The organism is Ancylobacter polymorphus, from assembly GCF_022836935.1.
GTDB classification, from domain to species: domain Bacteria; phylum Pseudomonadota; class Alphaproteobacteria; order Rhizobiales; family Xanthobacteraceae; genus Ancylobacter; species Ancylobacter polymorphus_A.
Window position 1 is genome coordinate 3,922,562 of sequence record NZ_CP083239.1, and the last position, 13,280, is coordinate 3,935,841.

The 13,280-nt window shown below is 65.1% G+C and carries 11 protein-coding genes; 6 read left to right on the plus strand and 5 right to left on the minus strand.

Going from position 1 to position 13,280, the window contains the following annotated elements:
* Nucleotides 1-11 precede the first annotated feature (11 nt).
* The 3 genes from K9D25_RS18755 to K9D25_RS18765 form a co-directional block, all read right to left on the minus strand.
* Nucleotides 12-1,328: a porin gene (locus tag K9D25_RS18755; protein ID WP_244377270.1), complete on the minus strand. Its 1,317-nt coding sequence runs from the start codon at nucleotides 1,326-1,328 to the stop codon at nucleotides 12-14.
* A 310-nt stretch (nucleotides 1,329-1,638) separates the two neighbouring features.
* Nucleotides 1,639-2,085, minus strand: coding sequence for a DNA polymerase III subunit chi (locus tag K9D25_RS18760; protein WP_244377272.1), 447 nt, complete (start codon nucleotides 2,083-2,085; stop codon nucleotides 1,639-1,641).
* A gap of 43 nt (nucleotides 2,086-2,128) precedes the next feature.
* A complete protein-coding gene (locus tag K9D25_RS18765; RefSeq protein WP_244377274.1) occupies nucleotides 2,129-3,637 on the minus strand; it encodes a leucyl aminopeptidase in 1,509 nt (502 codons plus the stop codon).
* Nucleotides 3,638-3,837: 200 nt separating this feature from the next.
* Here K9D25_RS18765 and lptF point away from each other — a divergent pair, with 200 nt between their 5' ends.
* The 6 genes from lptF (at nucleotide 3,838) to rsmA (ending at nucleotide 11,625) form a co-directional block, all read left to right on the plus strand.
* Complete coding sequence (gene lptF, locus K9D25_RS18770) at nucleotides 3,838-4,998, plus strand: LPS export ABC transporter permease LptF (RefSeq protein ID WP_244377276.1); 1,161 nt, start codon at nucleotides 3,838-3,840, stop codon at nucleotides 4,996-4,998.
* 48 nt (nucleotides 4,999-5,046) lie between these two features.
* A complete protein-coding gene (gene lptG, locus K9D25_RS18775; RefSeq protein ID WP_244377278.1) occupies nucleotides 5,047-6,132 on the plus strand; it encodes an LPS export ABC transporter permease LptG in 1,086 nt (361 codons plus the stop codon).
* Nucleotides 6,066-8,651: an LPS-assembly protein LptD gene (locus K9D25_RS18780; protein WP_244377280.1), complete on the plus strand. Its 2,586-nt coding sequence runs from the start codon at nucleotides 6,066-6,068 to the stop codon at nucleotides 8,649-8,651. The genes lptG and K9D25_RS18780 overlap by 67 nt, the downstream gene beginning before the upstream one ends.
* A 246-nt stretch (nucleotides 8,652-8,897) precedes the next feature.
* The gene (locus K9D25_RS18785) at nucleotides 8,898-9,731 is read left to right on the plus strand and encodes a SurA N-terminal domain-containing protein (protein ID WP_244377282.1); all 834 of its coding nucleotides are present in this window, start codon (nucleotides 8,898-8,900) and stop codon (nucleotides 9,729-9,731) included.
* 7 nt (nucleotides 9,732-9,738) lie between these two features.
* Nucleotides 9,739-10,755, plus strand: coding sequence for a 4-hydroxythreonine-4-phosphate dehydrogenase PdxA (gene pdxA, locus K9D25_RS18790; RefSeq protein WP_244377284.1), 1,017 nt, complete (start codon nucleotides 9,739-9,741; stop codon nucleotides 10,753-10,755).
* Between the two features lie 9 nt (nucleotides 10,756-10,764).
* The gene (gene rsmA / locus K9D25_RS18795) at nucleotides 10,765-11,625 is read left to right on the plus strand and encodes a 16S rRNA (adenine(1518)-N(6)/adenine(1519)-N(6))-dimethyltransferase RsmA (protein WP_244377286.1); all 861 of its coding nucleotides are present in this window, start codon (nucleotides 10,765-10,767) and stop codon (nucleotides 11,623-11,625) included.
* A 26-nt stretch (nucleotides 11,626-11,651) separates the two neighbouring features.
* Here the strand turns inward: rsmA and gmk are convergent, their stop codons facing one another.
* Nucleotides 11,652-12,272: a guanylate kinase gene (gene gmk, locus K9D25_RS18800; protein ID WP_244450918.1), complete on the minus strand. Its 621-nt coding sequence runs from the start codon at nucleotides 12,270-12,272 to the stop codon at nucleotides 11,652-11,654.
* Between the two features lie 71 nt (nucleotides 12,273-12,343).
* Nucleotides 12,344-13,231 carry a YicC/YloC family endoribonuclease gene (locus K9D25_RS18805; RefSeq protein WP_244377288.1) on the minus strand — a complete coding sequence of 296 codons (888 nt, stop codon included), beginning with the start codon at nucleotides 13,229-13,231 and terminating at the stop codon, nucleotides 12,344-12,346.
* Nucleotides 13,232-13,280: the final 49 nt, after the last annotated feature.

Here is a 13,280-nt window from a genome sequence, read left to right on the forward strand (position 1 = left end):
CCTAGAAGGGATCAGAAAGAACGCTTCGCCGAGAAGGTGACGCGGTTCTGCTCGGTGGTGTCGGTCACAGAGGTGCCGAAGTAGGAATTGCCACCGCTGTATTCGGCCGACAGGTAGTCGTACTGCAGGACGAGGGTCAAGCCCTTGACCGGCTTCCAACCGATGTTCACGCCGACGTTGTAGCCGGTGAAGTCGATGCTATTGATGTTGTCAACCGCGTAATCGTCGGAAGCGGTGTAGCTACCCACGAGGGTGGTGAAGACGGCGGGCGTCCAGTAGTGGGTCAGCGAACCACCGACGTACCAGCCGGCGACGCCGTCACCGTAGTAGTCGACAACCGGGAGAGCGCCGGCGAGGCCGAGATAGCCCGGAGCGCCCTTGGAGTAAGCGCCTTCGACGTACAGGGTGGTGGTCTCAGCGAAGTCGAAGCGCACACCAGCGAGAGCGGCCCAGCCGGAGTCGTCGGCGCTCGAGATGAAGCCCGTGCCACCGAGGCCTACATAGTAAACATCGCCGATGTTGTGGTAAGCACCGGAGATCTTGAACGCACCCCAGGTGCCTTCATAGGCAATGTTCGCGACGATATCCGGAACCTGCTGGCCCTGGGTCGTGAACGAACCACCGAACGGCGTGAAATCGCCGAAGCCGTAGTCGTCTTCGCGAGCCTGACCGTCTTCGAGGGCGATGGTCGCCGAGAAGCCATTGCCGAAGTCAGCGGTGTACTGGATCACGTTGAGCGACTGATCCGAGTAGAAGTTACCCGGACGGATGCCGTACCAGCCGTCACCAGCCCAGAAGTCGAAGGCCGAAGTGGCCTGACCGAAGGTGAAGCCCGCGAACTGGATATAGCCGTACTTCAGGACAGCGCGGTTACGCGTGGTGTCCGAGAAGACCGCCGAGGTGGTGCCGTCGTCGGTCAGACCGTAGCCGTAGTTCTGCCCCTGCTCGAAGCGAGCTTCGATGTAGGAACGCAGGGTGCCGTATTCGGTCTGGGTGCGAGCGTCGAGCTGAACAGCGGCGCGGCTGTAGAAGTCGAACTGACCATCCGGCTTACCGGTGTAACGGAAGAAGCCTTCGCCAACTTCGTAGGCGCTAACAGTGCGCTCGACCTTGGTGTAGTAGGTGTCGGCCGTCACGTAGCCGCCGACCTTCAGGCAGGTATCGGTGCCCGGGATGTAGTAGAAGCCCGCGCCGTAGGTGGAGCAGATCTTCACATATTCCGCAGCCTTCGCCTTCACAGGCAGATCGGCCGCCGCAGCAGTCCCGACCATCGCAAGCCCGGCGACCGAGCCGAGCAGCACATTCTTAATGACCGTCTTCAATTTCATTCTCCCCCAAATTGGACCAATGTTGGGTTTTCGATTGTCAGGACCCGCCGCACGGCGCGGCACCCACAGCGATACTGTTCGAAACCACCGGACGGCGCAAAGCCAAAGTGGCGCCAAAGGGCCCTCAGCGCCCATTCCGCCACGATGTGTTGCTGTCGAGACACAATTCTCACACCGCACGTGCCGACCGCCGGACTGGCGGAAACCCCGTCAAAAGCCTTGGTAAATCAGGGGTTAACGGGCACGCGCCCGAATTCTTCGCCGCTGGGCGCTGCAGAATGTGGCGACCAGTGCCACGCGTGGGCCGCAATCAGCGGCGCTGCCAGCGCCCGTTCTCGTCCTGCTGCCAGTAGGTCACGTCGTGACCTTCGGCCTTCGCCGCGCGCCACGCCTGGCGGACAGGTTCGACGGCTTCGGAATCGTTGCCGTCAAAGAGATGGATCACCCGCTGGTAGATGCCCGTATCGGGAATCACTGCGCCATCAATGAGAAAGCGCACCACGGCGCCGTTGAGATTCGATTCTTCCGTGGTGAGCAGGATGGGCTGTCGGGCCGGCTCGCCCTGGCGGTCGGTGCCATGCGGCAGGAAGGCTGCGTCGTCATAGGTCCACAGCAGCGCGTCCAGCGCCTCGATGCGCTCGGTGGAGGTCGCCTGCACCGCGCAGCGCCAGCCCCGCTCCAGGCACTTCTCCAGAAGCTGAGGCAAGGCAGCGTCGAGCGGCCGGTTCTGCAGGTGATAGAAGAACACGTCGCTCAATGTCCCCTCCCCCGTTGATCCGGCCGCGTTTTCTCAACGCGGATCACGATTCGTAGTGACGGGCCACCAGATCGTCGAGCAGACGCACGCCCCAGCCCGAGCCCCAGCTGCGGTTGAACTCGGTGGCGGGCGAGGACATGGCCGTGCCGGCGATGTCGAGATGTGCCCACGGCACATCGCCGACAAAACGCTGGATGAACTGAGCGGCGGTGATCGAGCCGCCGAACCGCCCGCCCGTGTTCTTCATGTCGGCGAACTTCGAATCGATCAGCTTGTCGTAGTCGGCGGAAAGCGGCAGGCGCCACACCTTCTCGCCCGTTGTCAGCCCCGAATCCGTGAGTCGTTCGGCCAGCGTGTCGTTGTTGGAGAACAGGCCCGCATGCTCGGTGCCGAGCGCGACGATGATGGCGCCGGTGAGCGTGGCAAGGTCCACCATGAATTGCGGCTTGAACCGCTCCTTGGCGTACCAGAGCACGTCGCCGAGCACGAGCCGGCCTTCGGCATCGGTATTGATGATCTCGATGGTCTGGCCCGACATGGAGGTGACGATGTCGCCGGGGCGCTGCGCCTTGCCGTCGGGCATGTTCTCGACGAGGCCGATGAGACCGACCACATTGGCCTTGGCCTTGCGGCTGGCCAGCGCATGCATCAACCCGACGACGCAGGCGGCACCCGCCATATCGCCCTTCATGTCCTCCATGCCGGCGGCCTGCTTGATGGAAATGCCACCGGTGTCGAAGACCACGCCCTTGCCGACGAAGGCCACCGGCGCCTCGTCCGCCTTGCCACCGTTCCACCGCATCACCACGACGCGGCTCTCCTCGCCCGACCCCTGACCGACGCCGAGCAGCGCGCCCATGCCGAGCTTCTTCAGGTCCTTCTCGCCCAGCACCTCGACATCCACGCCCACCTTGGCGAGGTCGCCCGCGCGCTTGGCGAATTCGGTCGGGGTGAGCACATTGGCCGGCTCGTTCACGAGATCGCGGGCGATCACCACACCCTCGCCAATGCCCTCGCGCTTCTTCCAGGCGCGCTTCGCGGCGGAATCGTCCGCTATATAAAGAGTCACTTTCGGCTTCGCGGTCGCCTCGTCCGGCTTCTTCTTCGTCTTGTAGCGGTCGAAGGCATAGGCGCGCAGGCGCAGGCCAAGCGCCAATTCGGCCGCGGCATCGCCCGGCACTTCGCTACCCGGCAGCGCGAGAACGACGCTGACATCCTTTGTCCCAGCCGGCAGGCGGCCCATGATGGCTCCGCCCAGCTTCAGCCAATCGAACGCCTTGAGGTCGGCGGGCTTGCCAACGCCCATGACGAGAAGGCGGGAAGCGTCGAGCCCCACCGGCGCCAGAAGATCAATCCCCTTGCCGGACTTCCCGGTGAAGCGCTCGGCCTGCATCGCGCTCGTCAACTGAGCGGAGGAGGGAGCAAGCAGCGCTTCGACCGGCCCCGCGAAGGCTGGCGCGTCCCCTTCCACCGGCTCGGCGGCGAGAACGACGACGAGCCCCTCCAGGCGGGCCGGGAGCTTGGCAAAACTGATCTTCACATGGTCGGGCATCGGGGCACCTTGAGTTGTCGCGGCTCGGTTCGTTTCTCTTTAGCCGAATGAGCGACAGGGCACGAGCCTCAAACGGGTCGTGTGGGGGACGCGGCTCCGCCCGATTTGCGCCGGAAGGCCCAGGCAATTATGCATCGTGCACAAGCATGGCCACGCCGGGGCAGCGGGCAGTCGTCGACAGGGATCAGGATAGCCGCTGGATGAACCGCCTGGATCGCTATGTGTTCCGATCGGCCGTGACCGCGTTTCTCGGGACGCTGCTCGTGCTGACCGCCATGATCTGGGTGACGCAGGCCCTGCGTGAACTCGACATCATGACGACGCAGGGCCAGACGATCCTCGCCTTCGTCCTCATCACGGCCCTCGCTCTCCCCGCCCTTATTCTCGGCCTAGCGCCGGCGGCTCTGTTCATGGCGGTGGCGCAGACGCTCTTCCGCATGAACAGCGATTCCGAAATCGTGGTGGCGAGCGCGGCCGGCATCTCGACCTGGCGCTTCCTGCGTCCTCTGGTGATTCTGGCGCTGCTGGTGGCGGCGGGCTGCGCCGCGCTGTCGATGGAACTCGTACCGGCGGCGATGCGCCAGTTCCGCTACGAGATCACCCGCGTGCGCGCGGATGTGGTCGCCTTCATCGCTCAGCCCGGCCGTTTCACCACCCTGTCCCAAGGCATGGTGTTCCATGTGCGCGAGCGCAACGCCAACGGCGTGCTGGGTGGCATCTTCATCAATGACGCGCGTGATCCCAAGCAGGTGAACACCTATCTCGCCGAACGCGGACAGGTGATCGACTCGGCTGAAGGCACGTTCCTCGTGCTCGAAGACGGTGCCATTCACCGGCGCACGCCCGGCAAGGCCGACAGCAATGTCGTCGAGTTCCAGCGCTATGCCTTCGATCTCTCCCCTTTCACCACGAGCGGCGAGACCACCGTCTATCGGGCGCCGGAGAGACCGTTCGCCGATCTCTGGAGCCCGGACCCCAAGGACATCGTCGTGCGGCTCGAAGGCACGGGCCGCTTCACCGAGGAACTGCACCGCAGGCTCTCGCTGCCGTTTTACGTGCTTGCCTTCTTCGCCATTGCCTGCGCTGCCCTTGCTGAACCGCGCACGACGCGCGAGGGACGCGGCCTCGCCCTGGCGGGCACCGCGCCCTTCATCATCTTCCTGCAGGTAACGAGCTTCGGATTGATCAACCAGGTACGCACCGAGCCGGCCCTGATTCCGGTCGTCTACCTCGTGCCTATCTTGTTCATCCTTGGAGCGATGGCCTCGCTGAGCGGGCGTTTCAAGCCGCGGATGCCGGAAGCGATTCGCATCCGGATCGACCGCCTTGCCCAGCGTGTCGCACGCGCTACCGTGAACTGAGCCGCCGATGCGTCATCGCAAAAACACCACCGGCAGCGGAGCGGCGGCATGATCGGCCCCACGCTGGGATTCTATTTCGGACGCCGGTTCATCTCGGCGGTGATGGGCATCTTCCTCGGCTGCGCCAGCCTCATCATGCTCATCGACCTGCTCGAACTCTCCCGCCGCGTGGGCGAGCGCGATGTCGATTTCGGCACGCTGCTGCTGCTAGTGTTCTACCGCATGCCGTTCTTCACGGAGCAGCTGCTGCCCTTCGCCGTGCTGTTCGGCGCCATCGGCACATTCCTCACGCTGTCGCGACGGCTGGAACTGGTCGTGGCGCGCGCGGCCGGCATTTCCGCCTGGCAGTTCATCGCCCCGGCGGCACTGATCGCGGTGGCGCTCGGCACGTTTTCCACAACGGTCTACAATCCGATGTCCGCCGTCTTCAAGGAGCGCGCGAGCCGTCTGGAGGCGGAAATCTTCAACCGCCAGACCGGTCTCTTCTCGGCCGGCCGCAGCGGCTTCTGGCTGCGCCAGCAGAGCGTCGACGGGCAGGCGATCATCCAGGCGGCCGCGACCAGCGATGGCGGGCGCGAACTGACCAGCGTCAACGTGTTCCTGTTTGACGACAAGGACAAGCTCCTGGAGCGCATCGAAGCCCGTCGCGCCATCCTTGATCCCGGCGCCTGGCGGCTGGAAAATGCACACGTATTAACTCCAGCAATAGGTTTGCAGGAGTACGACGTCTACATGCTGGCCACCAATCTCACCCCGAACCAGGTTCAGGAATCGCTTCAGAGCGAGACCGTCCCGTTTTGGGATCTCCCGGCCGCCATCGACGCGGCAACGCGGGTGGGATTTGGCGCTGAACGCTACCGGCTGCAGTACCAAAGCCTCCTCGCCAGACCCGCGCTGTTGCTGGCGATGGTGCTCATCGCGGCTTCGGTCAGCCTGCGCGTGTTCCGGTTCGGCGGCATCGGCCAGACGATTCTCGGTGGCGTCGCCGCCGGCTTTCTGCTTTATGTTTTCACCAAGCTCGCCGAGGACCTCGGTGAGGCCGGGATTGTGCATCCCATTATCGCAGCGTGGTTTCCAGCGGTCGTAGGGGCATTGATGGGTATTCTCATCCTGCTTCACCGGGAGGACGGATGAAGGTCGGCACTGTGCTAGCCGGCCAGGCAGATTCGGCGATCCCGCGACTGAAACGTCGCCTGCGTCAGTCTGCCTGCGCGTTTGTGTTCAGCTCCGTTGCGTTGGTCGCCCTCGGCCCGACGTCGCCTGCGCTTGCCCAGATGACGGCTGCCCAGCCCACGGCAGCCCAAACCTCGCCCCAGCCGTCCGCCGCCCAGCCGGCCGGCCTTGCGGGCGGCCTGGTCACACGCCAGACCGATCCCAACGCCAAGATGCTGGTGACCGCCGACCAGCTTGTCTACGACAACACCCGCAACGAGGTGATCGCTGACGGCAACGTCCAGATTTATTACGATGGCGCCGTGCTTGAGGCGCGACGCGTCGTGTATGACCGCAACGCCAACCGACTGCGTGCGGAAGGCGGCGTCCGCCTGAAGGACAAGGACGGCACGGTCATCGCCGCCGACAATCTCGATCTGTCACAGGACTTCAGCAACGGGTTCGTCAATTCCCTGCGCATTGATTCGCCGCAGGACATGCATTTCGTGGCCTCCCGCGCTGACCGCGAGAATGGCGACACCACGATCCTGACGAGCGGCGCCTACACGCCGTGCGAACCCTGTAAGGAGAACCCGCAAAAGCCGCCCATGTGGCAGGTGAAGGCGGCGAAGATCATTCATAAGGAAAAAGAGCAGACGATCTATTTCGAGGACGCCCGGCTTGAGTTCCTGGGCATCCCGATCGCGTGGGCTCCTTATCTCGAAGCGCCCGATCCGACGGTGAAGCGCAAGTCCGGCTTCCTAATTCCGCAATTCGTGAACACGTCGGAGATCGGCTTCGGCGCCACCATTCCGTATTTCTGGAACATCGCGCCCAATATGGACGTGACGTTCTCGCCGCTCATCGTCTCCAAGCAGGGCGTTCTGATGGACGCCGAATTCCGGCACAGGCTGGAGACCGGCACCTACAGCATCCGCGCCGCTGGCATCGACCAGATGGACAGGGACGCGTTCAATGGTCAGCCCGGCGATCGCGACCAGCGCGGTGTGCTCGAGACGCATGGCCGCTTCAATATCAACGAGAATTGGTACTGGGGCTGGGACGGCTGGCTGATGTCAGACCAGACCTTCCTCCAGGACTACAATCTGATCAGCGCGACGACGCGCGAGGTCACCTCGCAGATCTACCTCGTCGGCCAGGGCGACCGCTCCTATTTCGACCTCCGGGCGATGTATTTCACCGGCCTGACCTCCTATGACGTCGAGGCTCAGCAGCCGGTCATCCACCCGGTGCTGGACTACAGCAAGACGCTGGGCGATTCCGTATTCGGCGGCCAGCTCAGCTATGACGTGAACTTCACGAGCCTGACGCGCGACGAGATCGACCTGCGCGCGACCTCCGCTGCCTATGCGCCGCTCGTGCCCGAGCTTTATGACGGGCCGACCAACCAGTGCGACCTCACCCGTGTTGCCGCGGCTGGCGCAAACCTGCGCGATGCGTGCCTGATGCGCGGCATGGTCGGCAGCTACAGCCGCCTGTCGGGCGTGGTCGACTGGCGCCGCACGTTCATCGACCAGGCCGGCCAGACCTGGACGCCGTTCTTCAACATGCAGCTCGACGTTGCCTCGGTGCAGGCCCAGACGGAAGACGAGCCTTGGCTCGGCACCGGCGGCGACACGCAGCTCGTGCGCGCCATGCCCGCCGTCGGTCTCGAGTACCGCTACCCCTTCATCGCGGTGCAGAGCTGGGGAACGCAAACGATCCAGCCGATCGCTCAGGTCATCGTCCGCCCGGACGAGACCCATATCGGCCAGCTGCCGAACGAAGACGCCCAGAGCTTGATCTTCGACGACACCAACCTGTTCGAGATCAACAAATATTCCGGCTATGACCGCGTCGAAGGCGGCGGCCGCGCCAACGTCGGCATCCAGTACACCGCCAATTTCAACGACGGCGGCCAGATCAATGCTCTGTTCGGGCAGTCCTACCAGCTGTTCGGCACCAACTCCTACGCCAATTACGATATGGCCAACACGGGTGCCGAATCCGGCCTTGAGGATGACGCCTCCGACTATGTGGCGCGGCTCTATTACCAGCCGACGGATAATTTCTCGCTCGTCAACCGGTTCCGCTTCGACAATACCGACTGGTCGGTCGAACGTTACGAAGTCGAAGGACGGGCCGTCATCAACAAGAAGCTGACGGTTTCTGCCCTTTACGGCCTCTACACGGCCCAGCCGCTGCTCGGTTATTACGAGGAACGCGAGGGCATTCTCGGCACGGGCACACTGAAGCTCAACGATAACTGGAGCCTGCAAGCGGCCGCCCGCTACAATCTCAACCTCGACGAGATCGACTTCACCCTGTTTGGCATCTCCTATATCGATGAGTGCTTCGGCATCGCGCTCAGCTATCGCTCGGACTACACCGAGAGCGGAAACCGGCAGCGCGTGGACACGGTGCTTCTCACCTTCACGTTGAAAACGCTGGGTGAAGCGGGCTTCTCGACCAATGTCGGTTCGAACAGCAGCAGCAATTGACGGCGGGGTCGTATTGACGCCACATCCGCCGACAAGAACAGCGGGGCAGCGCTCGGTGGATGTACGGAACGCCGCTGTGATCGCCAGGATGGAGAGAAAATGCGGGCAGGGTCTTTGAGACGGGATGGCTGGCCAGCCAGTCGTCATCGGGTCGTCGGCCCGTTCGTTCGCGCGCTCCTCTTCGGCTGCGCGCTCGTCGCCTGCTCGCCGCTTCTGCCGGCTCCCGCCCAGGCCCAGCAGATACTTGTGCTCGTCCAGGGCCAGCCCATCACCAGCTTCGATGTCGCCCAGCGCATCAAACTCGCCCAGCTCACCGAGCGACAGACGCTGACGCAGAAGCAGGCGCTTGAGGACCTGATCGACGAGCGCCTCAAGATCGTCACCGCCGAGCGCTTCGGCGTCACGGCGGACAAGGACGAAGTCGACAAGATGTTTGCCCGCATGGGCAGCCGTAGCGGACGTACGCCCGAGCAGCTGACCCAGGCCCTGGCGCAGTCCGGCCTCGACGCCGGTATGCTCAAGACCAAGATGCGCGCCGACTATGTCTGGAACAACTATGTGCGCGGCCGCTTCTCATCGGTCGCCACCATTCGGGACTCGGACGTCTTCGCGGCGCTTCAGTCGAAGGGTGAGGATCTCACCCGCGCCCAGCGCACCACGGAATACACCGTGCGCCAGATCGTGCTCGTGGTCGGGCGTACCGCCAACCCTGGCGAGCGTTCGCAGCGCATGGCGGAAGCCAACACCCTGCGCAAGCAGTTCACCGATTGCGAGGCCGGCGTCCAGACGGCGCGCGGCATGCGCGAGACCGTCGTCCGCGATCCCGTCATCCGCACCTCGGCCGATATGAGCGCGCCGGTGCGCAAGATCATGGATGACACGCCGGTCGGCCAGTTGACCGCCCCGGAGGTCACCCGCGCCGGCATCGAGATGATCGCCATCTGCAACCGACGCGAAGTGGTCGGGGAAAGCGCCCAGAAGCGCGAGATCCGCGCGGAACTGGAGAACAAGCAGTTCGAAGCGGTGTCGCGCAAGCTCCTCGACGAGGCGCGCAAATCCGCCATGATCCAGTACCGCTGAGCGGCGCATGGCACCCCCGCCCGCTCTGGCGCTCACTTTGGGCGAGCCGGCCGGCATTGGCCCTGACATCACGCTCGCGGCCTGGCTGATCCGCCAGCAACGCAGCCTGCCAGCCTTTTTCGCCGTCGGCGATGCGGCGGTGCTTCGCCGTCGGGCGGCTGCGCTCGGCCTCGACGTGCCGGTGCGCGAATGCGAACCGGAAGAGGCTGCCACCCTCTTTCCAGATGCGCTTCCGATCGTCAGCGCGGGGCCGGCCGTCACCGCTGCGCCGGGCCATCCGGATGAGACCAGCGCGCCCTCTGCCCGCGCGGCGATTGATGGCGCCGTCGCCTTGGTGAAAGCCGGACGTGCAAGCGCGGTGGTGACCAATCCAATCTCGAAGGCGGTACTCTACGCCGACGGCTTCGCCTTTCCCGGCCACACCGAATATCTCGCGCATCTCGCCGGCACGCCCGCCCCGCGCCCGGTCATGATGATCTGGTCGCCGGAACTCGCCGTTATCCCCGCCACGATCCACGTGCCGCTCGCCGAGGTGCCGCGCCTGCTGACGCGCGAATTGATCGTCGAGACCGCCCGCATCACCGCCTATGATCTCCGGCACCGCTTCGGCATCGAGGCGCCTCGCCTCGCCATTTGCGGACTGAACCCACATGCGGGCGAAGAGGGCACGCTGGGGCGCGAGGATGAGGAGATCACTCGTCCGGCCGTCGAAGCGTTGCGGCAGGAGGGCATCGACGCGCGCGGACCGCTTCCGGCAGACACGCTGTTCCATGCGGCCGCCCGCGCCACCTATGACGCCGCCATTGGAGCCTATCACGACCAGGTGCTGGCGCCGGCCAAGGCGCTGGCCTTCGACCGCGCGGTCAATGTGACCCTGGGCCTGCCCTTCGTACGCACTTCGCCCGACCATGGTACAGCCTTCGCGCTTGCCGGGACGGGGCGCGCCGACCCGTCCAGCTTGATCGAGGCCCTGCGTCTAGCGCACCGGCTCAGCGCGCGCGACGCGGCTCGGACGGAGCGCTGAGGCGAGGCGATGAGCATCGACAACCTGCCGCCGCTGCGTGACGTCATCCGGGAGCACGGGCTCTCGGCGCTGAAGTCGCTCGGGCAGAACTTTCTGCTCGATCTCAATCTCACTTCGAAGATCGCCCGCACCGCCGGCCGCCTCGACGATCTGACCGTGATCGAGGTCGGCCCCGGTCCGGGCGGCCTGACCCGGGCGATCCTGGCATTGGGCGCGCGGCGCGTGATCGCCATCGAGCGCGATACACGTTGCGTGGCGGCACTGGGCGCGGTCGCCGCGCATTATCCCGGCCGGCTGGAAGTTATTGAAGGCGACGCGCTGGAGACCGACTATCGCGCCCTCCTCACCCCGGGGGAACGCGCCGTCATCATCGCCAACCTGCCCTATAATGTTGGCACGCCGCTGCTCGTCGGCTGGCTGTCGGCCGATCCCTGGCCACCCTGGTATGAGAGCCTGACGCTGATGTTCCAGCGCGAGGTCGCCGAGCGCATCGTTGCCGCACCGGGCGACGATCATTATGGCCGCCTCGCCGTGCTGACCGGTTGGCGGGCACAGGCGCATATCGCCTTCGACGTGCCGCCTTCGGCCTTTGTACCGCCGCCGAAGGTCACCTCCTCCGTGGTTCATATCGTGCCGCGCAAGGCCCCCCTGCCCTGTGCGCTGAACGCGCTGGAGCGCGTCACCGAGGCCGGCTTCGGCCAGCGTCGCAAGATGCTGCGGCAGAGCCTCAAGGGTCTGGGCGTGGACACGGGCGCTCTACTGGAGACCGCCGGCATCGCCCCGACGGAACGCGCCGAGCGGGTGACGGTGGAGGGTTTTGTCGCCCTGGCCAATGCCTGGGTGGCGATGCGGCAAGCTGGAAGGGACTGAGCGCGGCGGCCCGCGCTCCTTCGCCGCTATTCCACCAGCTCGGCGAGTTCGCGGTCCAGCCGTTCGATCACGGGCTCAAGACCCGGCTGACGTTCGCGCCGCAGACGCTCGGCGAGCAGGATGTTGCGCAGATTGGCGAAGGTCGAATTCAGGTCGGCATTGACCAGCACATAATTGTAATCGCGCCAATGCGCGATCTCGGTGCGTGCGTTGCGCAGCCGTTTCTCGATCACGCCGGAGGCATCCTCGGCGCGCCGCTCAAGCCGCGTCTTCAGCTCAGCCGCCGAAGGAGGCAGGATGAACACGCCGACAATGTCCTGGCGCATCTTCTCATAGAGCTGCTCGGCCCCCTGATAGTCTATGTCGAACAGCACGTCCCGCCCGGCGGACAGCGCGGCTTCCACCGGTTCGCGCGGCGTGCCGTAGAAATTGCCGTGCACCTCTGCCCATTCCAGGAGGTCGCCGGCGTCGCGCAGCCGCTCGAAGCGCTCGCGCGTGAGGAAGTGGTAATGCACACCCTCGACCTCGCTCGGCCGCCGCCCCCGCGTCGTCACCGACACGGAGAGGTAGATATCGGGATTCTGCTCCAGAAGCAGGCGGGCCAGCGTCGACTTTCCCGCCCCGGAGGGCGAGGAAAGGATCAGCATCAGCCCCCGCCGCCCGCCAATGGCGGCGCCTGGGGTCGCGGCATTTTCGTTGGTGTCGCTCACCCTGTCCCTCACTCGATGTTCTGAACCTGTTCGCGGAACTGTTCGACCACGCCTTTCAGCTCCAGCCCGATAGCCGTCAACGAGACGTCATTGGCCTTGGAGCAGAGCGTATTGGTTTCGCGGTTGAATTCCTGCGCGAGGAAATCGAGACGGCGACCGATGGCGCCACCTTCTCCCAGCATGGCACGCGCCGCCGCCACATGGGTCACCAACCGGTCCAGTTCCTCGCGCACATCCACCTTGGAGGCGATCATCAGCGCCTCCTGGTGCAGGCGGTCAGGGTCGAAATTGGCGCCCGTATCCATCAGCACGCGGATCTGGTCGGCCAGCTTCGCACGGATGGCCTCCGGCCGCCGAGCGGGATTCGCCTCGGCGGCGGCCGTGAGCCGGGCGATCGCGTCGAGACGATCGCCCAGCACGATCGCCAACGCGGCACCTTCCTGCACCCGCATGGCGGCAAGATCCGCCAGCGCCTGCTCGAAGCCGGCAATGATGGCCGTCTCCAGCGCCGCCCGCGCGTCGTCGCTTTCCTGTGCCTCGCTGATTTCAAGCACGCCCTTCAAACTGATGAGGCTTTCCAGTTGAACCGGGGGCGCGCCGAGATCCTCGGCCACGCGCCGCACCGACTGTGCGATGCTGCGCAACACGGCCTCATTGACGCGCACGCTGACCTCGGGGTCGGTGCGCGTGAGCGAGAGATTGGCATTGACGTTCCCGCGCGCGAGGACGCGCGCCGCGCTCTGCCGCAGGCCGTTCTCCAGCCCCTCCCAGCCGCCAGGAAGCCGCAACCGAACGTCGAGGCCCTTGCCATTGACGGATTTGAGCTCCCAGGCCCAGCTCCAGGCACCGCTGGTGCCCTGCGCGCGCGCGAATCCCGTCATGCTGGCCAGCGTCATGCCTTCCCCCTGCCCCGTCCCTGGACGGCGGGCGGACCATACCGGCGGG